The organism is Streptomyces sp. NPDC007189, assembly GCF_040703635.1.
Classification (GTDB): domain Bacteria; phylum Actinomycetota; class Actinomycetes; order Streptomycetales; family Streptomycetaceae; genus Streptomyces.
This window is the reverse complement of sequence record NZ_JBEYEY010000003.1, coordinates 131,368-156,991: the sequence shown is the minus strand read 5'-3', so window position 1 is coordinate 156,991 and position 25,624 is coordinate 131,368. Positions and strand designations below refer to the sequence as shown.

Below are 25,624 nucleotides of genomic sequence, written 5' to 3'. Positions count from 1 at the left end.
CGGCCGTGAGTTAGTCGCGGGGAAGCAGCGGTCCGAGCGGCCCGAGGTCCAGATTCAGGTCCTCGGGCCGCAGTCCGTAACGCTCGCGCAGTTCCGCCATGCGCTCGGCCAGGAGCATCAGGGTGAGCCCGATCCGCTCCTCCTGGTCCTCGGTCAGCTCACCGGTGTCGACGCGGCGCAGGGCCTGGCGTTCCATCAGCTGCCGCAGCAGTTCCACCACCGTGAGCACCAGTTTCACCAGTTCGCGCTCGACGGACTCGGGGTCCAGGTCGAGCCGGTTGCGCGGGGTCACATGCCCTCCTCGTGGCGGCCGGCGGGGAGCTCGAAGGGCGAGGGGACGGATGCGTTCACCGAGCTGATCAGCGCGTTCAGATCGATCCGGACCAGGTCGACGTCCGCGATCCGCAGGGTGATGTCGCCGGTGATGACGACGCCCCCCGCGAGCAGCCGGTCCAGAAGGTCGACGAGTGCGATCTCGCGCCGTTCGACGACGGTCACGGCGCCGCCTCCCCCACGAACGAATAAGCGGCCCAGGGACCGGTGAGTTCCACCCGGATTCCGGGTTCCTCGTCCTTGGTGCGGTCCACCAGTTCCACGAATTCCTCGCACTCCTTACGGGGCACCAGATAGGCGGCGTTGAGGATGTTCCGGCCGGGCTGCGTGGCCAGCGCGGAATTCTGCGGGGCGTGCAGCCGGGAGTCCTCGGCGTGCCGGGAGAGGCGTTCGTGCAGCGAGTGGGCGAAGGCCTCGGCCCGCTGCCACCGGTCCTCCTGCGCCCGGGTGCTCTCGCGGCGCCGGCGCAGATAGTCCCGGCCGCTCGCCGGCCGCGCGGCGGCCTCGGGGGCGGGCTCGGCCGGCTCGGCGGCCTCGGTCTCCACGTACAGCTTGACCCCCCACTCCACCCGGCCCTCCAGCCGGTCCAGTGTGCGCCGGAAGTCGTCCTCACGGGTCTCGATCATGGTGCGCACCCCGCTGCAGTCCCGGAACACGGTCCCGAGCCGGAGCGGCAGCGGTGTGGTGACCGTGGTGAGCGCGTCGATCACCCCCTGGTGCGCGCGGGCGGTGGCGGACAGCCAGTCCAGATCCTCCAGGTGGGCCTTGAGGGCCTCCTCGCCGAAGTCGGCCTCCGGGACCTGGCTGAGCACCGCGACCAGCCCATGGTGGTGCAGCAGCGCCGGAGGCGCACCTGCGACGCCGGTGAGCTGGGACTGCAGGGGGGTCTCGAAGGGGCGGCAGACGGCGTAGACGTAGCGCAGCCCGGTCATGGTGCCTCCTTCGGCGTGCGGCCCCGCTCCAGCTCCTCCAGCCGCGCCAGCCGCTCTCTCAGCTCGGCGTTCTCCCGGGTCAGCTCGTCGCGACGGGCCCCGGAGGAGAGCGCCGGGTCGCTCTCCCACCAGTCGATACCCATCTCCTTGGCCTTGTCCACCGAAGCGACGATCAGCCGCAGCTTGATGGTGAGGAGTTCGATGTCGAGCAGGTTGATCCGGATGTCGCCCGCGATGACGATGCCCTTGTCGAGCACCCGTTCGAGGATGTCGGCGAGATTGGCCCCCGAGCCCTGCCCATAGGGCTCGGGGAACCGGCCCGGCGCCGCCCGGCTCGGTGTCGTCATCGACGGCTCCCGCGCTCGGCGTACTCGGGCTCTTCCTCCTCGTAGTCCTCTTCCTCCTCGTCCTCAGAGGGCTCCCCGGCCTCGTCCGCGTACTCACCGGACTCGTCGGACTCCTCCTCGGCGCCCTCCTCGCCGCCTTCCTCCTCGTCCTCGTCCTCGTATTCGTCCTCGTACGCGCCCTGGTCCTCGTCCTCGCCCTCGTAGCCGGTGTCCTCGGTCTCTTCGCCCTCTTCGCCCTCTTCTTCCTCGCCGGCGGGCTGCTCGGAGTCCTCGGCCTGCTGTTCCTCTTCCTCGGCCACGGCGTCCTCGTGGCTGCGGACGACCTCGCTGTCGCGGATCTCGCCGCGCCAGCCCTCGTCGACCTCGCCCTTCATGGTGACGAAGCGGGCGAAATGCTTCAGGTCCAGCCGGGTCCGGCGGCCCTGGGCGCGCCAGATGTTGCCCGTCTTCTCGAAGAGGCCGCTCGGGTAGTACTCGATGACCAGCAGGACGCGGGTGAGGTTCTCCCCGAGCGGGTGGAAGGTGACCACGCCCTTGGTGCTGCCCTTGGCCCCCTCCGAGGTCCACTCGATGCGCTGGTCCGGGACCTGCTCGGTGGTGGTGGCCTTCCAGCTGCGGCTGGAGAGGAAGATCTTCGCCTGCCAGTCGGAGTGGGTGTCGTCGGCGCGGTTCGCGTTCTTGACGCCCTTGGCGAAGTTGCTGAAGTCCTGGAACTGGGTCCACTGGTCGTAGGCCGTGCGCACCGGCACGCCCACGTCGACGGACTCCATGATGACGGTCGGCTTCTTGCCGGCGCCCTTCTTCTTCCCCTTGCCGCCCCCGAGGCCCTTGACCGCGTCCATCACGTTGTCCTTGGCGCGCGATGCCCCGAGTTCCAGTGCCGAACGCAGCGGGCCCTTGCCCTCGGCGAGCTTGCGCCCGCCGTCGAGGGCCAGCTTGGCGAAGCCCGGGCTCTTGCCCTCGGCGATGTCGTTGAGCTTGCCGGTGGTCTCGCCGAGCTTGCGGCCGAGGCCGGCCAGCATGCGCTGGGCCTGTGCGCCCAGGTATTCCTGCGCCTCCGCCTTCAGGCGGTCGGCGGCCTCGCTGTGGGCGAGGTCCGTGAGCGGGTTGGCCTTGTCCGTCACGGCGCCGGTGGCCTTGCCGGCCGCACCGGTGGCCCGCCCGGCCGCGCCGGTGGCCGATCCGAGGGCTTGGGTCATCGGTCGTCACCGCCCTTCGCCGACCGGGAACGGCCGCCGCGAGCGGCGCCGCCGGCCCCTGCCGTCTGCTTCGCGGCCGTCTTGCGGGCCGCACCGGTCTTCTTGGCCGTCTTCTTGGCGGCCGGCTTGCGGGCCGCGGAGCCGCGCTCCCCGTCCTTGCGGCCGGACGCGTTCTTCGACGGGGCCTTCTTGGCGGGGCGCTCACGACGCTGCTCGTCCTCGCCGCCTTCGTCCGCGTCGTCCCCGCGCTCGCCCGTGTCGCGCTCACGGTCGGCGGAGTCCTCGCGGCTCTCCCCGCGGTCCTCGTCCCCGCCCGTCTCCTGCTCCTCGTCCTCGGAGCCGGCCCCGGAGGCCTGGCCCCGCACCTGCTCGGTGCGGCTGTGCAGCCGGTCGGCGAGCGCGGTCATCTGGCGCTCGACCAGGGCCCCGGACGCGGCCTTGCCGACGCCCTGCAGGTCCTGGCGCAGCTGGTCGCCGATCTCCTTGAACTGCGGGTTGTCGCGCAGTTGCTGGTTGACCAGTTGTGCCACGCCCCGCGGGGTCAGGTTCAGCTTCTTGCCGGCCACGACGGAGCCGACCGCCATGGCCATCTTCAGTTTCCTGGTACGCCCCAGGAGGTATCCCGCCCCCAGGGCGAGACCCAGTGCCGTACGGTTCATCGTGTCGTCCCGTCGCCAGTGGTGTCGGCGGAGTGCAGGGCGATCTCCAGCCGGTCGAGCAGTTCGTCCTCGCGCCGGTCGAACTCCTCCTCGGTGATCTCGCCCGCCTCCAGCTGTTCTTCGAGGCGAGCCAGCTCGGCCCGTACGGTGGCGGGGTCGTAGTAGATCCGTTCCGCCTCACGGAGCACCTGCCTGATCGCCCACGCGCTGCCCCGCACCGGTGCGAACGGCAGCAGCAGGACCTCGCTGATCAGTCCCACGGTGTTCCTCCCTTCCGTCCGGGTCCATGCGGGCCCGGGCCCGTCACGGTGCGCCGTGTCCGGCGCCGGCCGTGCTGCCGGCGGGCTCGGCGGGGCCGGGCTCGACGAAGCTGTACGGCGGCAGCGGCCCGTTGACGCGCAGCTCCAGGTGGGGATGGCTCTTGCGGACCGCCTCCACGGCGGTGATGAACTCCTCGGCCGCGGTGCGGGGGATCAGGAACGACACGTTCATCAGCCAGCCGGTGGACTCCGGCCCCACGGCCACCGCGGCGGCGGACGGCTCCAGCAGGTCCTGCACCTCGGCGGCGTCCTCGGCCTCCCTGGCCTTCACGGCGGAGGCGACCATCTCGCCGAGCCGCACCTTGTCCTCGTACGTGCCGCCGCCCGCCTTCCGGTTGGCCTCGGCGAGCGCCCGCAGTTCGGCGTCCTCGGCCATCACGCGGTGCAGGACGGCGTCCTCGACGTGGCTGGCCTTGACGTTGTACTCGACCTTGCCGTCCAGTTCGCGCAGCCGCTCCAGATAGTGCTCGGCCCGCTCCGTCAGCACCTGGGCGACGGTGTCGTCGTCGGGGGAGACGCTGCCGAAGCGCATCGGGAGCACACAGCCGCCCGCGCCGGTCTCGGCCAGCACGTTCTGGTGGGCGAGCAGGTCGCGGCGTTTGGGGCGCAGGTCTTCGGGGGCGTCGCTGACCACGGCCGCCAGGTCGCCGGCGGTGATCACACGCACCGGGCGGGGCGGCTCCCCGATCCCGGTCATGCCCTCGGGGAGGGCCGGGTGCGACCGGGCGGTGATTCCGTAGACGTACGTGCTCACTCCTGCTCCTCCTTACGGCGCACCGTCTTGCGGGGGCGCGGCCGCTCCCGCTCGGCCTCCTCCGGCTCGCGTTCGCCGCGGGCCTGCTTGAAGGCGTCGGAGATGGTCTCGGCGGCGCCGGACAGTGCTCCCTTCGACTTGCCATGGGCGCCGGACTCGGTCATGTCGCCCACGATCTCGGGCAGCCCGGGGCTCTTGCTGGGTCCGGCCTCCAGGTCGAGGCGGTTGCACGCCTCGGCGAAGCGCAGATAGGTGTCGACGCTGGCCACGACGACCCGCACGTCGATCTTCAGGATCTCGATGCCGACCAGGGAGACGCGCACGAACGCGTCGATCACCAGTCCCCTGTCCAGAACCAGTTCCAGTACGTCGTAGAGGCCGCTGGTGCCGCCTCCGCCTCCGGTCTGTTGTGCCGGGACAACGGTCATGCCGGCTGTTCCTCCTCGTCGTAGGTCGGGGTCACGCGGCGCTCGTGGGCGCGGCAGGCGGTGCGGCGGCCTAGCGGCCGCCGGCTCGGCGCGCGTCGGTGCGTCCGCGTTCGTAGCGCTGGACACGCCGGTAGCCGGTGAGCCGGCCCTCCTGGTCGAGATCGACCTGGTAGCTCGCCATCAGGCTCATGGTGTCCGGGACCCGTGCGAGTTCCAGGACCTCCATCTCGAGCGACCATCCGTCTTCGGTCTGCTCGAAGGAGGTCACCGATTCGGGGGCGAGTCCGGTGAGTTCGGCGAGCTGGGCACGCGCCCCGCGCAGTACTTCCATGGGTGCGGGCCGTCGCTCGTCCGCCGTGCCGCGCTCGTCCGTGCCGTGTGACTCCTGTGGATTTTGGTCTTCTTGTGAGCTTGGTGACTGGGATGTGTTCTTTGTGTTCGACATGGCCACCTCCCTCTGCGGGTGGCCCCTCATCCCATGGCCAAACCTTCAGGAGCCGAGGTCCTCCAGGCGCCGCCGTGCCGGGCCCAGGGAGCGGCCCCGGCCCGGCAGGCCGGCCCAGGGGTCGGTGCGGGCCTGCTCGGCGGCGTCCGCGATGGTCCAGCGGCGGGCGTCGAGCCCGGAATCGTCCAGCTGGTCCCAGGACAGGGGTACGGCGACGGGGGCGCCGGGGCGGGCGCGGACGGTGTAGGGGACGACGGCGGTCTGGGCGTAGGCGTTGCGCTGCACGTCGAGGTAGAGGCGGTCGCCGCGGTCGTCCTTGCGGGCGGCGGTGGTGAGCCGGTCAGGGTGCCGGGACACCAGCAACTCGGCGGCGGCGCGGGCGAATGCGCGGACCTCGTCGAAGCCGGCGCGGCCGTCGAGGCGGACCACGACATGGAGTCCGCGCGAGCCGGTGGTCATGGGGGCGGCGGGCAGTTCCAGGTCGTCCAGCAGCTCCTTGAGCCGGCCGGCCGCCTCGCGCACCGGGGAGAAGTCGTCACGGGGAGGGTCGAGGTCGAAGACGAGCTGGTCGGGGTGGTCGACGCCGCCGGCCCGGTCGGTGCGGGACAGCCAGCGGTGCAGGGTGATGCAGGCCTGGTCGGCCAGGTAGAGCAGAGTGGCGGTGTCGTCGCAGACGGCGTGCGTGACCGTGCCGCCCTCCTTGGCGACCTCGGCGCGGGTGATCCAGTCCGGGTAGTGCGCGGGGACGTTCTTCTGCATGAACCGCTGGGCGTCGATGCCGTCGGGATACCGCTCCAGCATCAGCGGGCGGCCCCGCAGATGCGGCAGCATGGCCGGTGCGACGGACCGGTAGTAGTCGGCGAGATCGCCCTTGGTGTACTCCTTGGCGCTGGAGCCGCCGGGGAAGAGGACCTTCCCCGGCCGCTGGATCCGCACCGTGCGGCGGCCCGCCCGTATGGACCGCGCGTCGTCGCTCATCGCACGACCGCCTCCTCGACCAGCAGCTTCGCCGCCGCCGTGATGCCCGCGGCGTCGATGCCGGCCGCGTGCAGCTGCTCGTCGGGCGCGGCCGAGCCCGGCATGGTGCGCACCGCGAGCCGGACCAGACGGGGCACCGGACGGCCGTCGGCGAAGACCTCCGCGACGGCGTCGCCGAGGCCGCCCTCGGCGTGGTGGTCCTCCACGGTGAGCAGACAGCCGGTCTCCTCGGCGGCCCGGCGCAGCGTGTCCGCGTCGACGGGCTTGACCGAGTACAGGTCGATCACCCGGACCCGGATGCCGTCCTCGGCGAGCCGGTCCGCCGCGGTCAGCGCCTCGGGCACGGTGACCCCGGCCGCGACGACCGTCAGCCGGTCCTCCTCGCTTGCGCGCAGCGTCTTGCTGCCGCCCACCCAGAACTCCTCGTCGGGGCCGTAGACCACCGGGGTCTTGCCGCGCGAGGTGCGCAGATAGCGGATCCCGTCGAGGCCGGCCATGGCCGCGACCAGCCGGGCGGTCTGGTTGCCGTCGCACGGGTACAGCACGGTCGAGCCGTACACGGCGCGGAACATCGCCAGGTCCTCCAGGCCCATCTGCGAGGGCCCGTCCTGGCCGATGGAGACCCCGGCGTGCGAGCCGACCAGGTTGATGCCGGAGCCGCTGATGGACGCCATCCGCACGAAGTCGTAGGCGCGGGTGAGGAACGCGGCGAACGTCGAGGCGTACGGCAGCCAGCCCCGGGCGGCCATGCCGACGGACGCGGCGACCAGCTGCTGTTCGGCGATGTAGCACTCGAAGAACCGGTCGGGGTGGGCCTTGGCGAACTCCTCGGTGCGGGTGGAGTCGCCGACCTCGCCGTCCAGGGCGACGACATCGCCGCGGGCGCTGCCGAGCGCGGCGAGGGCCGCGCCGAAGGCGTCCCGGGTGGCCACCTGGTCGCCCTGGTCGTAGCGCGGCAGCTGGAGCACCTCGGTGGTCAGATCGCGCAGCGCGGCGGCGGCCGGCGGCTCGTGCACCCGGACGTGCAGGGAGCGCGGCCCGCCGAGTTCGGCGACGGCCTCCTCGGCGTCGGGCAGCGGCTTGCCGTGGTGGCCCTCGAGGTCCTCGACGGCGGCGACGCCCTTGCCCTTGAGGGTGCGGGCGAGGATCGCCACGGGCTGCCCGGCCGTGGACAGCGCCTCGCCGTAGGCCCGGTCGATCTTGTCGACGTCGTGGCCGTCGATCTCGACGGTGTGCCAGCCGAAGGCCTGGAAGCGGCGGGCGTAGGCGTCCAGGTCGTGGCCGTGCCGGGTGGGCCCGCGCTGGCCGAGCCGGTTGACGTCGACGACGACGATCAGGTTGTCCAGGTGCTCGTGCCCGGCGTGTTCGGCGGCCTCCCACACCGAGCCCTCCGCCAGCTCGCTGTCGCCGCACAGCACCCACACCCGGTACCCGGTGCGGTCCAGGCGCTTGCCGGCCAGGGCGATGCCGACGCCGACCGGCAGGCCCTGGCCGAGGGAGCCGGTGGCCGTCTCCACCCAGGGCAGCCGCCGGGGCGTGGGATGCCCCTCCAGCCGGCTGCCGAGCCCCCGGAAGGTGAGCAGCTCGCCGTCCTCGATCGCGCCGGCCGCCTTGTACGCGGCGTACAGCAGCGGTGAGGCGTGCCCCTTGGACAGCACGAACCGGTCGTTGGCGGGGTGCTCGGGGCGTTCGAAGTCGTAGCGCAGGTGGTGGGCGAGCAGCACGGCCATCAGATCGGCGGCGGACATCGAGGACGTGGGATGCCCGGACCCCGCGGCGGCGGACGCCCGCACGCTGTCCACGCGCAACTGCTGTCCGAGTTCGACGAGTTCGTCGGTGTTCATGGATCTCCTTGCGGTGAGTCGAGGGGGTACGGCGCCAAAGGAGCCGGGTGGCCGGGCACAGTGCGCGGGGTCACTCGTCGGCGGGCTCCCCGGGTGCCGGGGGATCGGTGCGCTTGACCGGGCCGGGGGCGGGGTGGTCGCCGGGCTCGTGCCCGGCGGCGGGCGGCTCGCCCGCACCCTCCGGCTCCGCCGCCCGCTCACGTCCCCGGTTCCTCTCCGGTCCGCCGGGGACGCGCGGCAGCTCCGGGGACGCCGTGTCCAGGGGCACCGACCAGGACCGTACGAGGCCCAACTGGACGCCCTGGCGCGGCAGTACGGCGTCCAGCAGCCAGTCCGCGGCCACCCGGATCCGGTTGCCGGGCAGCGCGGCCAGGTGGTAGCCGCGGGTGACCGCGCCGGCCGCCGGACCGGACAGCGAGACGCCGAGCGGGTTGGCGGCGGCCTGCGCCCCGCCCAGGTCGACCGCGAAGCCCAGGTCGCGATGGCGGTACGGCCGCCGGCGCCTGCCGAGGCCGAGCGAGGCGGCCACGTTCTCCCCGGCCACCCGGCCCTGCCGCCAGGCGTGCTGGGCCGTCATCGGCGTGAACGACCCCGGCTGCTCCAGGTCCGGTACGGCGGCCGCGTCCCCGCAGGCGAACACGTCGGCCCGGCCCGGCAGCCGCAGATAGGGGTCGACGATCAGCCGGCCCCGCTCCAGCGGCTGTCCGACCGCCTCCACCAGCGGGTCGGGCCGTACCCCGACGCACCACACCAGCGTCCGGGACGGCACGAACTCCCCGTCGGTGAGCAGCACCCCGTCATGGGTGGCCTCCTTCACCGAGGTGCCCATCCGCACGTCGACGCCCCGCCCCCGCAGCACCCGGTCGGCGGTGCGGGAGAGCCGCTCGGCCAGCTCCGGCAGCACCCGCGGCGCCACGTCGAGCAGGATCCAGTGCGGCCGGACGGGCAGCGGGTGCCGGCGCGCCAGCCGGTCGGTGAGCAGCTGCATCTGCGCGGCCACCTCGGTGCCGGTGTAGCCGGCGCCCACCACGACGAAGGTGCAGCGGGCCGCGCACACCTTCGGGTCGTCCTCGGTGGCGGCCAGCTCCACCTGGCGGGTCACGTGGTCGCGCAGGTACAGCGCCTCGGGCAGCCCGCGGAAGCCGTGCGCGTGCTCGGCGACCCCGGGGACGGGCAGCAGCTTGTTGACGCTGCCGACGCAGAGCACCAGCCGGTCGTAGCCGAGGGTGCCGATGCCCCCCTCGGGGTCGGAGTAGTGGACGGTGCGGGCGTCGAGGTCGACGTGGTCCGCCTCGCCGAGCACCATCCGCACGCCGTGCAGGGTGCCCGGCAGCGACACGGTGACCCTGCGGGCCTCCAGGCTGCCGGCGGCGACCTGGGGCAGCAGCGGCAGGTACAGGAAGTAGTCGGTCGGGTTCAGCAACGTGACGTCGGCCCGGTTCCGGGTCAGCCGGGCCAGTGTGCGGGCGGCCCGGTACCCGGCGAACCCGGCGCCGACGATCACGACATGAGGTCGGCTCACGGTGCGCCTCCGGCGGTGCGGCTCGTCCGAGGCTTTCCGCGTAACCGGGGCCGGGGCACCCAAACGCCGGGCGGGTCACCCGTACGCCCCCCGCAGCACCCGAACGCCGCGCCGCGCGGCCCCGCCCGCGCCGCGTTTTGCGCCGTGCGCCCCGGTTACCCGGGCCCGGACCGGATCACACCGGGACATCACACGCCGGACCGTCCCGCCGACGCGGAGGTGCTTTCCATGCCCGAGTACGGCTATTTCCTGGCGAGCGAGGAGCACAGCCCGGCCGCGCTCGTCGAGCAGGCCCGGATGGCCGAGCAGGCCGGGTTCCGGGCGCTGTGGATCTCCGACCACTACCACCCGTGGAACGACGCGCAGGGACAGAGCGCCTTCGTGTGGTCCGTGATCGGCGCCCTGTCGGAGGCGGTGTCCCTGCCGATCGAGACGGCGGTGACCTGTCCGACCGTGCGGATGCACCCGGCGGTGACGGCGCAGGCGGCGGCGACCAGCGCGGTGATGACCGAGGGCCGTTTCCGGCTGGGCGTGGGCACCGGCGAGGCGCTGAACGAGCACATCCTGGGCGACCGCTGGCCGCCGACGCACGTGCGCCTGGAGATGCTGGAGGAGGCCATCCAGGTGATGCGCCGGCTGTTCACCGGCGAGGAGGTCAACCACCGGGGCACCCACTACACCGTGGAGAACGCCCGCCTCTACACCGTCCCGGACGAGCCGGTCCCCATCGACATCTCCGGCTTCGGCCCGAAGGCGATCTCGCTGGCCGCCCGGGTGGGCGACGGGTACATCAGCATGATGCCGGACGACGAGATGGTCACCCAGTTCCGCAAGGGCGGCGGCGGCGCGAAGCCGGTCAGCGGCGGGACGAAGGTGTGCTACGGCACCGATCGCGAGGAGTGCGTCCGTACGGTGCACCGGCTCTGGTACAACGAGCTGCTGCCCGGCGAGATGGGTCAGGTGCTGCCGTCGCCGCAGCACTTCGAGCAGCTGCACGAGCTGGTCACCGAGGACATGGTGCGCGAGAAGGTCGTGTGCGGGGACGACGCCGACCAGCACGTGTCCGTGCTGAAGTCGTACGCCGACGCCGGGTTCGACCGGGTGTACGTGAACCAGATCGGGCCCGATCAGCAGGGGTTCTTCGACTTCTACCGGACGAAGGTGCTGCCGCAGCTGCCCTGATCCAAGGGGCCCTGCACACGCCGGCGCGGTCCAACTAGGCTCGGGCGCATGGAGATTCTGGGCGCCTCACTGCGCATCTGCGTCGACGACCTCGAGACCGCGATCCCGTTCTACGAGCGGCTCGCCGCCGGCAGAGCCCTGCGGTTCGAGCGCGGCGGGGTGCAGGTGGCCGCGATCGGCTCGTTCCTGCTGATGAGCGGGCCGGAGGAGGAGCTGGACATCCTGCGCAAGGTGACGGCGACCATCGCGGTGAAGGACGTCGAGGAGGCCCACCGGCTGCTGACCGAGCTCGGCGCCCGGATCCTCGCGGGTCCGGTGCCGACGCCGGTGGGCCGCAATCTCCTCGCGATGCACCCGGACGGCTCGGTGTTCGAGTACGTCGACCAGCGCGGCTGAGCCCGTCAGAGCACGTCGGGCCGCATCCGGAAGTCGTAGCGGGCGGGGAGGGGCTCGTCGGTGAGCCGGGACCACAGCCGGCCCAGCACCTCCTCGCCCTCCCGCAGGTCGGCCACCTCGAACCCGGGGTCGAAGAGCGCCCGGGCGTCGGCGGGCCGGCCCTCGGCGAGCAGCAGCTCGGCCTGGAGGAGCCGGAAGCGGCCGCGCCGGCGGACGCCGGGCAGCAGCCGGTCCCAGACCGCGCGGGCCTGCGCCGTCCGCCGCACCCGGAGCAGCGCCTGAAGGGCCTCCCGGCCGAGCGCGGCCACGGCGGCCGTCCATGCCGCGCCGTCGTCGCGCCGTTCGCGGCACAGGTCGTCGAAGGCGTCCGCGTACCGGTCGGCGGCCCGCTCGTGGTGGCCCGACTCCTGGTCGGCGACGGCCAGGCAGCGCAGCAGCGGCCACAGGGACGGGGCGAGTTCGAGGGCGCGCTCCCAGCTGCGGACCGCCTGCGCGCGGTCGCCGGCGTGCCACTGGGCGACACCGAGGTGGTACTCGGTGTGCGGGGTGGCGGGCGCGGTCTCCAGCATGTCCCGCCAGTGCGGGGCGACGAGGGTCTCGCCCGGCGGCCGTACCCGGCGCGGCTCCGGCAGGCAGCCGGTGCGCAGCAGTTCCCGCCAGGGTGCCTGGGCGTCGCCGAGGGTGGACTCGGGGAACGGGGTGCCGGGCAGCTTCCAGTCGGCGCGCAGCACTTCGAGGGCGCCCCAGCCGGAGCCGGCGGCCAGGATCTCGCCAGGTTCGGTGTCGGCGCACGGCTGCCACGCCGCGTACGCCTCCTCGACCCGGGCGCGGGGCAGGGCGGACTGAAGGCGTTCCTCGGCGCCCCGGACCACCTGGTCCCACTCCCCCTCGGGCGGGGCGTCGAGCGGGCCGTACGCCTCCAGCCAGGACACCTCGCTCTCCGCCTCCAGCCGGACGTGTTCCAGCTGGGTGCGGGCGAGCCCGGCCTGGATCTCGCAGTAGCCGCCGGTGCCGGGTTCGGTGAGCCACTCCTGCCAGCGCCGGCCGCCGGGCAGGTGGCCCCACACGAACAGCTTGCGGCCGCGCAGGGTGTCGGTGGACGTCTGCACCAGTCCGTGGCCGTCGGCGTCCAGCGCGGCGATCCAGCGGCGGCGGCCGTCCGGCACCTCGTAGAAGTAGTCGGCGGCGTAAGGGCTGTTCAGGGGGTGGGTGCGGTCGGTGCCGTCGTACGACGGGACGGGCACCCGGCGCAGCCGGCGCTCGTAGCCGAAGTGCCAGGCCTCCTCGGCGGGGGCGAGGACGCGGACCTCCTCCGGCACCGCGATGTTGGACCACCAGTAGGTCGGCACAGGGCGCTCGTGCGGGTTGCGGACGCGGACGCCGACGTAGAGGAAGTCGGAGCCGTCGGGCAGCCACAGGTCGACCTGGAAGGGCAGGTCGCGCAGCCGCTCCCACTCCCACAGGCGCAGCATCTGGCCGCCGTCCGGGGCGGGGACGCGGGCGGCGTGCAGGGGTGCGCAGGACAGGGTGGTGTGGCCGGTGGCGCCGATGTTCCATTCGACGCCGCCGGAGTACCAGGCGCCGTTGAGGGCGAAGTTGGCGGGCTGGAACACCGGGTTGGCGTAGAGGAGTTCGCGTCCGGTCGGCAGGTGGACCAGGGAGGCGATGCGGCCGCCGAGGCCGGGCAGGACGGTGGCGCGCAGCCGGTCGTTCTCGATCACCAGGGCGTCGAGGGGGCGGGGCTCGCGGGTTCTGCCGTAGCCGTCGCGGACGCGGACCGGGAGCAGGCTGCGCAGCGGTTCGTAGCCCAGCTGGCGGCCCATGTCCCCGGGCATGCCGTCCCGGTCCCGGTCGTCGATGCGGTGGACCTCGTCGAGGGGGCGCAGCGGGGGCAGGGGGTTGTCCGGGCCCAACTGCGCGGCGGGCAGCGTCAGTACCTCACGTCGGATCCTCGTCACGATCACCATGGAACCCGGCGCGGGTCGTCTCGGCCAGGGGACGTGCCGGTCAGGATTACGCAAAGGGTGTGCTCAGGCGGTGGACTGGCTCATCCCGTCGCGCATCTCGGCGGTGAGCGCCCAGCGTTCGTGGTCGCGCCAGGCGCCGTCGAGGAAGAGCATGGCCGGGGAGAACCCCTCCAGCCGGAAGCCGGCGCCGCGCGCCAGCGCGATGGAGGCGGTGTTGCCGGGCTGTACGTTGATCTCCAGCCGGTGCAGCCCGAGCGGCCCGAAGGCGTGGTCGACGACCAGGCCGAGGCCCTCGCGCATCAGACCGCGCCCGGCGGCGTGCGCGAAGACCCCGTAGCCGAGGGCGCCGCACTGGAAGGCGCCGCGCACGATGTTGTTGATGTTGATGTATCCGGCGATGTCCCCGCTGTCCTTCTCGCACACCAGGAAGCCGGCCTTCGCCGGGTCCTCGATCAGCGGGCGCGCGTAGGCGGCGTAGGCGTCCTCGCTGTCCGGCGGGAACAGCCAGGGCCGGTGCAGGTCCTTGCTCTCGCGGGCCCGCGCGGTGAACTCGGGGCCGTCCTCGAGGGTGAAGTGGCGGATGGCCACGCGGGGGCCCTCGGCGAGGTAGTGGGGCGCGGTGTGCGGCATCGGGCCAGGGTAGTACGGCCTCCCGCCCGCGCCGTCGCCGCAAGGGGTCACCGCGTAGGTGCCGCGGTCAGCGCAGTGCGGGCTCGTCCAGGGTCAGCGTGCCCGCGCCGGCGTCGAGTTCGGCCGCCACGCCGAAGGGGATCGTCAGGGCGCCCGCGCAGTGCCCGAAGCCGAACTCCTCCGCCACCGGCACACCGAGCGCGCCGAGCCGGTCGGCGAGCATCGGGCGCACCTCGGCGTAGGCGGAGCACTCCTCCCAGGAGCCGAGCAGCACCCCGCGCACCCCCTGGAGCCAGCCCGCGCGCAGCAGCTGGGTGAGGTACCGGTCCAGCCGGTACGTCTCCTCGCCCACGTCCTCCAGGCACAGCAGCCCGCCGGCCGCCGAGGCACGCGCGTGCGGGGTTCCCAGTTCCGCGGCGAGCAGGCTCAGACAGCCGCCGAGGGTCACGCCGCGCGCCCGGCCGGGCACCAGGGCGGAGCCGCCGGAGGTGATGGTGCGCACCGTCTCCGGCGCGAACAGCGTGGCCCGCAGATGCTCCTGCGCCGCGGCGTTCTTGAGGAAGTCGACGCCGGCCGCCATCGGCCCGTGCAGCGTGGCGAGGCCCAGCCGGGCGGCGAAGGCCTCGTGCAGCACGGTGATGTCGCTGAAGCCGACGAAGACCTTCGGCCCGGCCGCCCGCATCGCGTCCCAGTCCAGCAGGTCGGCCATGCGCTGCGCGCCGTACCCGCCGCGGGCGCACAGCACCGCGTCCACCGACGGGTCGCACCAGGCGTTCTGGAAGTCCGCCGCACGGTCGGCGTCGCGGCCGGCGAGGTAGCCGAACTCGGCGTGCCGGTCGAGCACATGGGGTGCCACGACCGGGTCGAGGTCCCAGCCGCGCAGCACGTCGAGCCCCGCCTGCAGCCGCTCCTCGGGCACCGGCCCGCTGGGGGCGACGACGGCCACCCGGGCGCCCGGGGCCAGCCGCGCCGGCCGCGTCAGTTGCTTCACGTGTGCAGCTCCAGTCTCGGGACGCCGGGCACGTCCAGCTTGAACACCTGGGCGTACAGGGAGAGTTCGGCCTCCAGGGCGCGCACCATGGTCTCCGCCCGCCGGAACCCGTGCCCCTCCCCCTCGAAGGTGAGGTAGGCGTGCGGCACCTCCCGGCCGGCGATCCGGGCGAGGAAGCGTTCGCACTGGGCGGGCGGGCAGATCACGTCGTCCAGACCCTGGAGCAGCAGGAACGGCGCGGTGAGCCGGTCGGCGTGGGCGGCCGGGGAACGCTCGGCGTACCGGGCGGGCACCTCGGCGTACGGGCCGATCAGCGACTCCAGGTAGCGGGACTCGAAGTCGTGGGTCTCCCCCGGGCCCCAGGTGGTCAGGTCCAGGACCGGGTAGAGGATGGTGCCGCAGGCGTAGACGTCGGTCGTGGTCAGGGAGGCGGCGGTGGTCCAGCCGCCCGCGCTGCCGCCCCGGATGGCGAGCCGGGCGGGGTCGGCGGTGCCCTCGTCGGCGAGGGCCCGGGCGACGGCCGCGCAGTCCTCGACGTCGACCACGCCCCACTGCTCGCGCAGCCGCTCCCGGTAGGCCCGGCCGTATCCGGTGGAGCCGCCGTAGTTCACCTCGGCGACCCCGATGCCGCGGGAGGTGAAGTAGGCGATCTCCAGGTCCAGCACGAGCGGCACCCGGCCGGTGGGGCCGCCGTGCGCCCAGATGACGTAGGGCGGCAGCTCGCCGTCGGGGGCGGTGTGTCCGGGGTGGTGCGGCGGGTGGACGTGGGCGTGCACCTCGCGGCCGTCCGGGCCGGTGAAGACGCGGATCTGCGGCTCCGGGTAGTACGCGGGGTCGACGGCGTCCCGGTGCCGGGCGCCGATCGCGCGGGCCCGGCCGGTGGCGGTGTCCAGCTCGACCACCTCGTAGGCGGTGCGCGGGCTCGCGCCGATCGCGGTCACCCGGGTGCCGTGGGCCGCGAGGTGGGCCGGGAACTCGGTCCACGGGCCGGCGGCGTCGACGATCTCACCGGACTCCGGGTCCAGGACGCCGAGCACGGCCGGTCCCTTGCCGTGGACGACCGCGATCAGCCCGTTGTCGAGCGGCGCGAACCAGCGCAGCCCGAGCTGCCAGAGGGGTCCGCCGAACTCCTCCTCGCGCGGGCACAGCGGGGTGCCGTCGCGGTAGAGGTTCCACCAGCCGCTGCGGTCGCTGCTGTGGAGGAGCCTGCCGTCCGCGTCCCACTCGGCCTGTGCGACGGCCTCCTCGGGTCCGCCGGCGACGGTCCGCACGTCGTGCAGGGTGCCGTCGTCGCCGATGTCGGCCACGAGCAGTTCCGTGCCGTCCCACGGCATGCGCGGATGGTCCCAGGCGAGCCAGGCGGCGCGCCGGCCGTCGGGGGCGAGGCGTGCCCCGGTGACGAACCGGTGCCGGTCGTCGGTGAGTTCGCGGACGGCGCCCCGGTCCTCGGCGGCCGAGCCGTCCAGCGGTACGGCGGCCAGGACGCGCCGCAGGTCACCGGGGGCGTCGCCGGTGAACTCCTCCAGCACGCACCAGACTTCGCCGCGCTCCAGGTCCACGCGCGGGTCGGCCCAGCGCAGCCCGCCGCCCACGGCCGACACCGGGGTGAGCGGGCGCGGCTCGCCGCCGGGTTCGTACCGGTAGAGCCGCTGGTCGGCGAAGTGGACGAAGACAATGAGGGGGTGCCCGTCCTGTACGGCCCCGGCCCAGGGCCGGCCGCCGTACTCGATGACGCGGCTGCGCACGTTCCAGGGCGCGGGCAGCACGGACTCCTCGGTGCCGTCGGCGCGGCGCCGTATCAGGGCGCGGCGGCCGCCCTCGGTGGGCCGGGGTTCGGTCCACCAGGTCTCGTCCCCGACGAAGCCGGTCCACTCCGGCCGGCCGTCGTGCGCGGCGGCCAGGGCCGCGTCGACGGGCGACGGCCAGGAACCGTACGGTGTGGTGATCATCTGGTCCCCCATCCCCTAGGCCGTCCGCAGGAAGCGGTCGAGCACCCGCACGCCGAAGTGCAGTGCCTCGACGGGCACGCGCTCGTCCACGCCGTGGAACAGCGCCTGGTAGTCGAGGTCTTCGGGCAGCTTCAGCGGGGCGAAACCATATCCGGTGATGCCGAGCCGGGAGAACTGCTTGGCGTCCGTGCCGCCCGACATGCAGTACGGCACCACGTGTCCCTCGGGCGCGAACTCCTCGACGGCGGCCCGCATCTTCGCGTACGTCGGCGAGTCCAGCGGCGCCTGGAGGGCGACCTCCCGGTGCGCGAACTCCCAGTGCACGTCCGGGCCGGTCAGCCGGTCGAGGGTGGCGGTGAACTCCTCCTCGCCACCGGGCAGATACCGTCCGTCGACGTGGGCGACGGCCTCGCCGGGGATGACGTTCAGCTTGTAACCGGCGTCCAGCATCGTGGGGTTGGCGCTGTTGCGGATCGTCGCCTCGACCAGCTTGGCGGCCGGGCCGAGCTTCTCCAGCAGCCGGTCCACGTCCCGGAAGTCGGGCTCGATGCCGTACAGCGCGGCGAGTTCGGCAAGCGCGGAGCGGACGGTGGGGGTGAGCCTCAGCGGCCACTCGTGCTCGCCGATCCGGGTGACGGCGGCGGCGAGCCGGGTCACCGCGTTCTCCTTGTTCACCTTCGAGCCGTGCCCGGCCCGGCCGCGCGCGGTGAGCTTGAGCCAGCCGGTGCCCCGCTCCCCCGCCGCGATCGGGTAGAGCTGCCGGCCGGCGCCGTCGTGGAAGGTGAAGGCGCCGGACTCGCTGATGCCCTCGGTGCAGCCCTCGAACAGACCGGGATGCTCGTCGGCGAGGAAACCGGAGCCGTCCTCGGCGCTGGCCTCCTCGTCGGCGGTGAACGCGATGACGAGGTCCCGGCGGGGCCGCACGCCCTGCCGGGCCCAGGACCGGACGACCGCGAGGATCATCGCGTCCATGTTCTTCATGTCGACGGCGCCGCGCCCCCACACCACCCCGTCGCGGATCTCCCCGGAGAAGGGGTGCACGCTCCAGTCGGCCGTCTCGGCGGGCACCACGTCGAGGTGGCCGTGGACCAGCAGGGCGTCGGCGGACGGGTCGGTGCCCTCGATCCGGGCGACGACGTTGGTGCGGCCCGGGGTGCGCTCCAGCAGAACCGGTTCCAGGCCGGCCCCGGCCAGCCGCTCGGCGGCGTACTCGGCGGCGGGCCGCTCCCGGCAGTCCCCGCCGCCCCGGTTGGTGGTGTCGATGCGGATCAGGCCCGAGGTGAACTCCACGACCTCGTCCAGGGCCTGCCGGTCGGGGTGCCCGTCAGCCATACTGCTCCTCCACGGCGGCGGAGACCACGGTGGTGACCGCCTTGAACGTCCTGATCCCCTCGTACATCGTGGCGCTGGTGTACGCCACCTTCCGCTCCCCGGTCCGCGCGAGGCCGGGCACGACGGTCGCGGCCATCGCCAGGTGCTCGGCGTCGAACTCGACGGCCACGGTGAACGGCCCGGCGCCGACGGGTTCGTGGCGCACCGCCAGGCGGGCGGCCTCCTTGGCGGCGGCGCGGATGTCGGCGGCCGTACGCGCCGGTGTCCGGCACACCGCCGCGTACCGGGACACATGGTCCTTCACCGCGACCTTCAACGCCTCGGGCGCGTAGCCGAGCGCGTCCTCGCAGGCCACGTCGTCGCCGGTGACGAGGACGACGGGCACGCCGTACTCGGCGACGACGCGCGCGTTGAGCAGCCCCTCGCTGGCGCGGACGTCGTTCAGCCAGACGCCGGTGATCTGGTTGGCGAGGTAGGTGTGGGCGAGGACGCCCTCCATGCCGGCGCCCGCGTGGTAGCCGACGAACGCGATGCCGTCGACGTCGCCGTGCTGCACCCCCTCCACCATGGACAGCGCCTTGTGTCGTCCGGTGAGCATCTCCACCCGCTCGTCGAGGTGCTCCAGCAGCAGGTTGCGCATGGTCCAGTGGGCCTCGTTGACGAGCACCTCGTCGGCGCCGCCGTCGAAGAAGCCCTGTACGGCGGCGTTCACGTCCGAGGTGAACATCGACCTGCACCGCTCCCACTGCGGCGTGCCCGGCAGCACGTCGGCCGGCCAGGTGACGCCCGTGGCCCCCTCCATGTCGGCACTGATCAGGATCTTCATGCTGCGTCACGTTACGCGCCGGACAGCGGCAAGGCTACGACTCGGGGCGAGCCGTCACGCGGCGCTCTTCTGCCGGACCCAGCTCTCGAAGTGGCCGGCGCCGATGGAGGTGCGGAACGGCAGGGAGCCGGTGAGGCGGTAGCGGCCGGTGGTGCGCATCTCCTGGCGGACGGCCTGCTCGGCCGGGGGAAGGCCCCCGGAGTAGTCCAGCACCACGCCGTCGAAGCAGCCGTCGCGGACGGCCGCGCGGCAGCCGGGGATGCCCGTCAGATGCCGGCCGTCCTTGGTGTCGTAGCCGATGAAGAAGGCCGGGGCGCACGGCGTAGGAGAGCTGTGGGATGAGGTAGTGGCTGTCGGGCCGGCTGCCGAAGGAGGTCTCCCGTTCGTCGGGCGGCGTGGGCAGCAGCCCCTCGGGAGCCGTCTGCGGGCGCCCGGAGCGCGGGGTGCGCCGCGGCCCCCGGCTGCGTGCTTCCGCCGTACGAACGGAAACGGCTGAGGGCCCCCCTTGCACACCTGCGGTGATCCAGCCGGATTCGGAGCGACCGGTTCCGGACCGGGCGGAGGGGTGTGCGGGCCGGCGGTCCCGCACACCCCTCGGGCCTACGCTCCGGCGAGGACGAACCAGTGGGCCGGCAGGTCGATGCGGGTGCCGTCGGTCAGGTGCTCGGTCTGCGGCACGACCGTCTCGCCCTCGGCGAGGACCTTCAGACCGGCCTCGCCGAGCAGCCGCGGGATCTCCGAGTCGTCGGCGTCGGCCGGCTTCAACCCGTGCTGGAAGACACGCTGCAGCTTGGGCCCAGGCCCGCCTTCCTGGGACGCGGCACGCCCCAGCACGTCCCGGGAGCCGGAGGTGAGTTCCACGACGAACGCGCGGCCCTCGGCGCCGATGAGTTCGGCGACGGCGGCGGCGACCGCCGGCCGCGCCGCGGGCTCGCTCTGGTGGATGACGGCCCGCATGTAGACGTTGACGTCGCCGAGCCGCTCGTGCAGGGCGCGCACCGCTTCGGAGTCGGTGAGGTCGAGCTGCTCGAACTCCACCGCACCGTCCGGCGTGGCGCGGCGGGCGTGCTCGACGGCCGCGTGCGAGAGGTCGACGCCGACGGCACGGGCGAACCGGGTGGCGAGATGGCGGGTCTGGGTGCCGTTGCCGCAGCCCAGGTCGACGATGGTGCGCGCCGGGTCCGCGTGGGCCAGCAGCAGGGCGCTGTGCGGTTCGGCGGAGAGGGCGGGATCGCTGTCCCAGATCGCCTCGCCGGTGTCGTCCGAGGTCTCGCTCCAGTAACTCTCCCAGTTGCTGCGGTACTTGTCCGAGACGTTCATGCGATCTCCCCACGGTTCGGTTCCGTGATCGGGATATCGCGGGGGCCCCGAGCGGGGCAAGGGGCGGGAGGCCACCTTCACTGGATGTACGGACCCCGGACAACCTGAAGGGGGCGCACGTCAGCGCACTGCGCGCCCCCTGCTGGTCATCTCCGTCCGGCGAGAGCCTGTTCGAACCACACGGTCTTGCGGTGCCCGGTCGCGCTGGCGCCCCACTCCTGGGCCAGCCGGCTGACCACGCGCAGGCCGCGCCCCGACTCGTCGTACGGCCCGGCGGCGAGCATCTCGGGCAGGGCGGGCTCGTCGTCGGTGACCTCGAACAGCAGCGCATCGGTGCGGACCACGCGCAGTCCGACGGACTCGCTCACGGCGTGCCGTACGGCGTTGGTGACGACCTCGCTGACCAGCAGCTCGGCGGTCTCCACGGCCTGCGGCAGCCCCCACTCCAGCAACTGTGCGCGGACCAGGCGGCGGGCCCGGGCGACGTCGCGCGGGTCCGCGTCCAGCCGCCATTCGGCGACATGGTCGTCCGGGATGCCGTTGAGGCGGGCCATGAGCAGGGCGACGTCGTCCTTGCGGCCGCCGCGCGTGTTCAGCGCGCGGATGATGGTGTCGCAGGCGTCGTCCATCGAGGCGGCGGGATGGGCGGCGGACTCGCAGAGGGCGGCGAGGCCCTCGCCTATGTCGGAGCCGCGGACCTCGACCAGGCCGTCGGTGCACAGCACCAGCCGGTCGCCGGGCGAGACCCTCACCCGGGTGGCCTCGAAGGGGACGCCGCCGACGCCGATGGGCGCGCCGGTGGGCAGGTCGAGCAGGTCGCTGCTGCCGTCCTCGGCGCGCACGAGCACGGGCGGGATGTGGCCCGCGTTGGCGAGGTGCAGTGCGCCGCGGATCGGGTCGTAGACGGCGTACAGACAGGTGGCGAGGTAGTTGTCGCCGAGCCGGCGGGCCAGGTCGTCGAGGTTGCGCAGCAGCTGGGCGGGCGGGGTCTCCATGGTGGCCATGGTCTGCACGGCGGTGCGCAACTGGCCCATCATCGCGGCCGAGTTCAGGCCGTGGCCCATGACGTCGCCGACCACGAGCGCGGTGCGCGACCCGGGCAGTTTGATGGTGTCGAACCAGTCGCCGCCGATCCGGCCGAGCCGGGTGCCCGGCAGATAGCGGGTGGCGACGTCGCAGCCGGCCATCCGCGGGGTGACCTGCGGGAGCATGCTGTCCTGCAGGGTCTCGGCGACGTTCTCCTGGTAGGTGTACATACGGGCGTTGTCGAGCACGAGCCCTGCGCGGGCGGCGAGTTCGGCGCCCGTGGTGCGGTCCATGTCGTCGAAGGCCGGGCGGTCCGGGCGGCGCATCAGCACCATGAAGCCGAGGACGACGTTGCGGGCCTTGAGCGGCACGATCAGCAGGGAGCGGCCGCCGATCAGCGGTCTGAGGTCGCGCTTCTCGAACTCGCCGGCGATCCGCTCGGACAGCTCCTCGGTGACCCGCGGGATCAGCACGGGCTCGCCGGTGCTCATGCACTTGTAGAACGGGGTGTGCTCGGGGAAGGCGAAGGCCTCGCCGACCGGCACGGTGTCGTCCCAGCGGCCCGGTTCGTCGTTGTGCTCCACCCACACCCGGAACATCACGGTGCTGGCGTCCGGCGGGCCGTCCGGGAAGCCCTCGCCGGCGAGGACGGCGGCGCGCAGATGGGTGCCGGCGAAGTCCGCGAACCGGGGTACGGCGGCGCTGGTGACCTCGCGGATGGTCTCGCCGAGGTCGAGGGAGGAGCCGATGCCGGAGCTGACCTCGTTGAGGAACTCCAGCCGCTCCCGCACGGCGGCGTACTCCAGGTCCTGCTCCGCGCCCTCGGGGACGACGGCGGCCGGCGCGGTCCGCTGCGGGGGCACGACGGCCTCGGCGCGCCTGCGCCCGGGCCGGCGGGGCACGCCCCAGTACGGGGTGACGGGCACCCGGTCGAACTGGCTGAACTCCAGCACCGGATAGCCCAGTTCGAGGACCTGGGAGACGATGCGGCCGCTCAGTCCCGGGCCCATGTTGGGCAGGATCTCGGGCAGCCTGCGTTCGAGCTCCTCGGAGGCGGGCAGTTCGGTGTGGCGGACGAAACCGGGCGAGATGCGTTCGGCGGTCTCGTCGTCGTACCCGCGCTCGTCGCGCAGCCGGGTGGCGTCGGCGGCGAGCACGAGCAGCCGGGACGGTCCGGGGCCGACCAGCGGGTAGGCCCACCACAGCACGTCGAGCCGGTCGTCGTCGGGCCGGTGTCCGTGCGGGACGACGCGGGCGCGGCCGGCGGTGGGGTAGGCGGTGCGGCCGCCGAGCGAGGCCTCCAGGTCGGGGCCGAGCCCGTCGTACTCCTCGTAGGCGTCCGGCATCGCGCCGTGCAGCTCCTCGGGGAGGGCGCCGGAGACCGGCAGCAGGTCGGCCGCCGGGCACCCGACGGCCTCCTCCCTGGCGGCGCCGAACAGGCGCCGCGCGCCGCTGCTCCAGTGGGACACCAGACCGTCGCGGTCGACGACGACCACGGCCAGCGGAATCCGGCCCGCCGCCGCGTCGCCGGCGCCGCTCCCGGGAGGTGTGTCCCGCTCGCTGCCACGGTCCATGGCCCAGGCCCTCTCTCCCCACGGCTGTACGCAAACGATCTGTGCCGCCCGCCACTACGGTACGGCGGCGGCCGGTCGCGATGTGTGGCAATCCTGGAATTGCCTTTCACCGGATCGCGCCCGGCGCGCGGTCAGGCGCCCCGCCGGGCGCCTGCGTACGGTCCCGCTCAGTCCTCGTGACCCAGCTGCAGGTCCCGTTCGGTACGGCCGCCGCCCGCGACCTGGAGCACGGTGGCGACCGGCGGGTAACCGGCGGCGATGACGGTGTACTCGCCCGAGGACAGGTCGACGAACCGGAACGTTCCGTCCGCCGAGGTGGTGAGCGTGTCCACCACGTTCCCGGCGGCGTCGAGGAGCGTCACGCGCGCGTCCTCCACGGGCCGTCCGCCGCTCGCCCGGACGGTGCCGCGCAGCACGGCGCCGCCCGCCAGTTCGACGTCCTGCCGGGTCTCCCGGGAGGCCTGCACGGTGACCGGGAGGGCGGCCGGGCGGAAGGCGGGGGCGCTGGCGGCGAGGGTGTACTCGCCGGCGACCAGTTCGGTGATGACGTAGCCGCCCTCGCGCCCGCTGCGGGTGGCGGCGACGACCTCGCCGTGCACGTTGGTGAGGGTGACGGTGGCGTCGCGCACGGGGCTGCCGTCGGCGGTGAGGACGCTGCCGGCGAGGCGGCCGGCGCCGCCGAGGACGACGTCGAGTTCGACGGGCCGCTCGCCGACGGTGACGGAGACGGCCTGCGGCTGGTGGCCGCCGGCGGCGGCGATCAGCACGTACGACCCGGAGCCGGGCGTGCTGAGCGCGTACCGTCCGTCGTCGCCGCTGGCGCCGCGCCCGATCTGCTGCCCGGCGACGTCGATGAGGGTGAGCGCGGCGCGGGGCACCACGGTGCCGTCGGGGTGCTGGACGGTGCCGCAGACGGGGATTCCGGCGGTGTGGGAGGAACGGGCCGGCGGGATCGCGGTGCCGGCGGTCTCGGGCTCGGTTTCGGCGGTGTGGTGGGACACCAGGGGTTTCTCCTTGAGGAAGAAGGCGATGAGGAGGCCGAGGACGAGCACCGGGACGAGGTAGAGGAAGATCCGGGGCATCGCGTCGGCGTAGGCGCGGATGTAGGCGTCGCGCAGGGCCGGGGGCAGCGCGTGGACGAGCTGCGGGGTGATGGACTCGGGGTCGGGCAGCCGGACGCCCGCGCTCACGGGCAGTTCCCTGCGCAGGGAGTGGGCGAGCCGGTCGGCGAACAGGGTGCCGAAGATCGCGGCGCCGACGCTGCCGCCGATCTGCCGGAAGTAGTTGTTGGCGCTGGTGGCGGTGCCGAGGTCGGCGGGCCGCACCGAGTTCTGCACGGCGAGGACGAGGACGGGCATCACCATGCCGATGCCGGCGCCGAGGACGGCCATCCAGACGCTGTAGTGCAGCCGGGGCGTGTCCACCGCGAGCCGGGACAGCAGCCACATGCCGGCGGCGGAGACGGCGCCGCCGAGCACCGGATAGATCCTGTAACGGCCGGTGTGGCTGATGAGCTGGCCGCCGATGACGGAGGCGCCGACGATCCCGGCCATCATGGGCAGCATCAGCAGCCCGGACTCGGTGGCGCTGGCCCCGTCGACCATCTGCAGGAAGGTCGGCAGATAGCTCGCGGCGCCGAACAGGGCGACGCCGATCACGAGGCCCACCAGGCCGGAGACGTTGAAGACGGAGTCGCGGAACAGCCGCAGCGGGATGACGGGTTCGGCGGCGAAGCGCTCGGCGACGAGGAAGAGCACGGCCGAGGCGAGCGCGCCGGCGCCGAGGCCGATGATCTGCCGCGAGCCCCAGGCGTACTCGGTGCCGCCCCAACTGGTCAGCAGCACCAGGCAGGTGGAGGCGGCGGCGAGCAGCAGCGCGCCGAGGATGTCGAGCCGGCCGCGGCTCGCGGGCTTCGGAAGCCTGAGGACGAGGGTGACGACGGCGAGGGTGACGAGTCCGAAGGGGACGTTGATGTAGAAGCACCAGCGCCAGGAGAGGTGGTCGGTGAAGTAGCCGCCGAGCAGGGGACCTGCGACCGAGGCGAGGCCGAAGGCGGCGCCGATCAGGCCCATGTAGCGGCCGCGCTGCCGGGGCGGCACGATGTCGGCGATGATCGCCTGCACCCCGATCATGAGCCCGCCGGCGCCGACGCCCTGGACCGCGCGGAAGGCGATCAGCTGGTCCATGGACTGGGCCCGCCCGGCCAGCGCCGAGCCGATGACGAAGACGGCGATGGCGAACTGGAAGACGCCCTTGCGGCCGAAGAGGTCGCCGAGCTTGCCGTAGAGCGGCAGGCCGATGGTGGAGGTGAGCAGATAGGCGGTGATCGCCCAGGACATCCGGTCCAGGCCGTGCAGTTCGCCGACGACCTTCGGCAGCGCGGTCGCGACGATCATCTGGTCGAGCGCGGCCAGCAGCAGGGCGAGCATCAGCCCGAAGAAGACCAGCCCGACCCGGTGCGGGCCGGGCACGCCCGGGGACGCGGGGGTCTCTGGCGCGGCGGCGGTCCGCTCCGCGGCCGGTGCGACCACCGGCTCCTGCTCCACGAGTGTCGTGCCGCCCACGTACCGCTCCCCTCGTCACACCTGTCACATTTCCCGCATTGAGCGTCAACTGTGAACAACTGCGGCGAGTCACGGCATCGTTCCGGACCCGGGGGAGGTCCACTCG

General features: G+C 73.4%; 25 protein-coding genes. 2 read left to right on the top strand and 23 right to left on the bottom strand.

The window, feature by feature from the left end; all coding sequences use genetic code 11:
* Nucleotides 1-10: 10 nt before the first annotated feature.
* From AB0950_RS06885 to AB0950_RS06825, 13 genes are all read right to left on the bottom strand, one after another.
* Entirely contained in the window at nucleotides 11-292 is a 282-nt protein-coding gene (locus tag AB0950_RS06885) for a gas vesicle protein K (protein ID WP_360155684.1), read from the bottom strand.
* Nucleotides 289-498 carry a gas vesicle protein gene (locus tag AB0950_RS06880; RefSeq protein WP_360155681.1) on the bottom strand — a complete coding sequence of 70 codons (210 nt, stop codon included), beginning with the start codon at nucleotides 496-498 and terminating at the stop codon, nucleotides 289-291. Before AB0950_RS06880 ends, AB0950_RS06885 begins: the two co-directional genes overlap by 4 nt.
* Nucleotides 495-1,265 carry a GvpL/GvpF family gas vesicle protein gene (locus tag AB0950_RS06875; protein ID WP_360155678.1) on the bottom strand — a complete coding sequence of 257 codons (771 nt, stop codon included), beginning with the start codon at nucleotides 1,263-1,265 and terminating at the stop codon, nucleotides 495-497. Before AB0950_RS06875 ends, AB0950_RS06880 begins: the two co-directional genes overlap by 4 nt.
* Nucleotides 1,262-1,612, bottom strand: coding sequence for a gas vesicle protein (locus tag AB0950_RS06870; RefSeq protein ID WP_360155676.1), 351 nt, complete (start codon nucleotides 1,610-1,612; stop codon nucleotides 1,262-1,264). Before AB0950_RS06870 ends, AB0950_RS06875 begins: the two co-directional genes overlap by 4 nt.
* Nucleotides 1,609-2,811: an SRPBCC family protein gene (locus AB0950_RS06865; protein ID WP_360573324.1), complete on the bottom strand. Its 1,203-nt coding sequence runs from the start codon at nucleotides 2,809-2,811 to the stop codon at nucleotides 1,609-1,611. The genes AB0950_RS06870 and AB0950_RS06865 overlap by 4 nt, the downstream gene beginning before the upstream one ends.
* A complete protein-coding gene (locus AB0950_RS06860) occupies nucleotides 2,808-3,470 on the bottom strand; it encodes a DNA primase (RefSeq protein WP_360155671.1) in 663 nt (220 codons plus the stop codon). Before AB0950_RS06860 ends, AB0950_RS06865 begins: the two co-directional genes overlap by 4 nt.
* Nucleotides 3,467-3,730: a gas vesicle protein GvpG gene (locus tag AB0950_RS06855; protein WP_360155668.1), complete on the bottom strand. Its 264-nt coding sequence runs from the start codon at nucleotides 3,728-3,730 to the stop codon at nucleotides 3,467-3,469. The genes AB0950_RS06860 and AB0950_RS06855 overlap by 4 nt, the downstream gene beginning before the upstream one ends.
* A gap of 43 nt (nucleotides 3,731-3,773) precedes the next feature.
* The gene (locus tag AB0950_RS06850) at nucleotides 3,774-4,544 is read right to left on the bottom strand and encodes a GvpL/GvpF family gas vesicle protein (RefSeq protein ID WP_360155665.1); all 771 of its coding nucleotides are present in this window, start codon (nucleotides 4,542-4,544) and stop codon (nucleotides 3,774-3,776) included.
* Entirely contained in the window at nucleotides 4,541-4,972 is a 432-nt protein-coding gene (locus AB0950_RS06845; RefSeq protein WP_360155662.1) for a gas vesicle structural protein GvpA, read from the bottom strand. The genes AB0950_RS06850 and AB0950_RS06845 overlap by 4 nt, the downstream gene beginning before the upstream one ends.
* 70 nt (nucleotides 4,973-5,042) lie before the next feature.
* Nucleotides 5,043-5,417 (bottom strand): gas vesicle protein, encoded by a 375-nt coding sequence (locus AB0950_RS06840; protein ID WP_366777980.1) that lies wholly within the window; start codon nucleotides 5,415-5,417, stop codon nucleotides 5,043-5,045.
* A 45-nt stretch (nucleotides 5,418-5,462) separates the two neighbouring features.
* Nucleotides 5,463-6,395, bottom strand: a complete 933-nt coding sequence (gene ligD / locus AB0950_RS06835) for a non-homologous end-joining DNA ligase (protein WP_366777979.1) — start codon at nucleotides 6,393-6,395, stop codon at nucleotides 5,463-5,465.
* The gene (locus AB0950_RS06830) at nucleotides 6,392-8,239 is read right to left on the bottom strand and encodes a transketolase (RefSeq protein WP_366777978.1); all 1,848 of its coding nucleotides are present in this window, start codon (nucleotides 8,237-8,239) and stop codon (nucleotides 6,392-6,394) included. The genes ligD and AB0950_RS06830 overlap by 4 nt, the downstream gene beginning before the upstream one ends.
* 70 nt (nucleotides 8,240-8,309) lie before the next feature.
* Nucleotides 8,310-9,761, bottom strand: coding sequence for an NAD(P)/FAD-dependent oxidoreductase (locus tag AB0950_RS06825; RefSeq protein WP_360155650.1), 1,452 nt, complete (start codon nucleotides 9,759-9,761; stop codon nucleotides 8,310-8,312).
* 228 nt (nucleotides 9,762-9,989) lie between these two features.
* On the opposite strand from AB0950_RS06825, the gene AB0950_RS06820 reads away from it, so the two are divergent.
* Together AB0950_RS06820 and AB0950_RS06815 are read left to right on the top strand one after the other, a co-directional pair.
* Nucleotides 9,990-10,943: an LLM class F420-dependent oxidoreductase gene (locus AB0950_RS06820; RefSeq protein ID WP_360155647.1), complete on the top strand. Its 954-nt coding sequence runs from the start codon at nucleotides 9,990-9,992 to the stop codon at nucleotides 10,941-10,943.
* A 48-nt stretch (nucleotides 10,944-10,991) separates the two neighbouring features.
* Nucleotides 10,992-11,339: a VOC family protein gene (locus AB0950_RS06815; protein ID WP_360155643.1), complete on the top strand. Its 348-nt coding sequence runs from the start codon at nucleotides 10,992-10,994 to the stop codon at nucleotides 11,337-11,339.
* A gap of 5 nt (nucleotides 11,340-11,344) precedes the next feature.
* Here the strand turns inward: AB0950_RS06815 and AB0950_RS06810 are convergent, their stop codons facing one another.
* The 10 genes from AB0950_RS06810 to AB0950_RS06765 form a co-directional block, all read right to left on the bottom strand.
* A complete protein-coding gene (locus tag AB0950_RS06810) occupies nucleotides 11,345-13,306 on the bottom strand; it encodes a DUF5107 domain-containing protein (protein ID WP_360155640.1) in 1,962 nt (653 codons plus the stop codon).
* Nucleotides 13,307-13,369: 63 nt separating this feature from the next.
* The gene (locus AB0950_RS06805) at nucleotides 13,370-13,936 is read right to left on the bottom strand and encodes a GNAT family protein (protein WP_360155637.1); all 567 of its coding nucleotides are present in this window, start codon (nucleotides 13,934-13,936) and stop codon (nucleotides 13,370-13,372) included.
* A gap of 67 nt (nucleotides 13,937-14,003) precedes the next feature.
* Nucleotides 14,004-14,927, bottom strand: a complete 924-nt coding sequence (locus AB0950_RS06800; protein WP_360155634.1) for an LD-carboxypeptidase — start codon at nucleotides 14,925-14,927, stop codon at nucleotides 14,004-14,006.
* Entirely contained in the window at nucleotides 14,924-16,888 is a 1,965-nt protein-coding gene (locus AB0950_RS06795; protein ID WP_360573336.1) for a prolyl oligopeptidase family serine peptidase, read from the bottom strand. The genes AB0950_RS06800 and AB0950_RS06795 overlap by 4 nt, the downstream gene beginning before the upstream one ends.
* A gap of 3 nt (nucleotides 16,889-16,891) precedes the next feature.
* On the bottom strand, nucleotides 16,892-18,208 hold the full coding sequence (locus AB0950_RS06790) for a M20/M25/M40 family metallo-hydrolase (protein ID WP_360573338.1): 1,317 nt from the start codon (nucleotides 18,206-18,208) through the stop codon (nucleotides 16,892-16,894).
* Entirely contained in the window at nucleotides 18,201-19,034 is an 834-nt protein-coding gene (locus AB0950_RS06785; RefSeq protein ID WP_360155625.1) for a M55 family metallopeptidase, read from the bottom strand. The genes AB0950_RS06790 and AB0950_RS06785 overlap by 8 nt, the downstream gene beginning before the upstream one ends.
* A 54-nt stretch (nucleotides 19,035-19,088) precedes the next feature.
* Nucleotides 19,089-19,250 carry a hypothetical protein gene (locus AB0950_RS06780; RefSeq protein ID WP_360155622.1) on the bottom strand — a complete coding sequence of 54 codons (162 nt, stop codon included), beginning with the start codon at nucleotides 19,248-19,250 and terminating at the stop codon, nucleotides 19,089-19,091.
* Nucleotides 19,251-19,634: 384 nt separating this feature from the next.
* On the bottom strand, nucleotides 19,635-20,354 hold the full coding sequence (locus AB0950_RS06775; RefSeq protein WP_360155619.1) for a methyltransferase domain-containing protein: 720 nt from the start codon (nucleotides 20,352-20,354) through the stop codon (nucleotides 19,635-19,637).
* A 146-nt stretch (nucleotides 20,355-20,500) separates the two neighbouring features.
* Complete coding sequence (locus AB0950_RS06770) at nucleotides 20,501-22,954, bottom strand: SpoIIE family protein phosphatase (protein ID WP_360573340.1); 2,454 nt, start codon at nucleotides 22,952-22,954, stop codon at nucleotides 20,501-20,503.
* Between the two features lie 167 nt (nucleotides 22,955-23,121).
* Nucleotides 23,122-25,518 carry an MFS transporter gene (locus AB0950_RS06765; RefSeq protein WP_366777977.1) on the bottom strand — a complete coding sequence of 799 codons (2,397 nt, stop codon included), beginning with the start codon at nucleotides 25,516-25,518 and terminating at the stop codon, nucleotides 23,122-23,124.
* Between the last annotated feature and the right edge of the window lie 106 nt (nucleotides 25,519-25,624).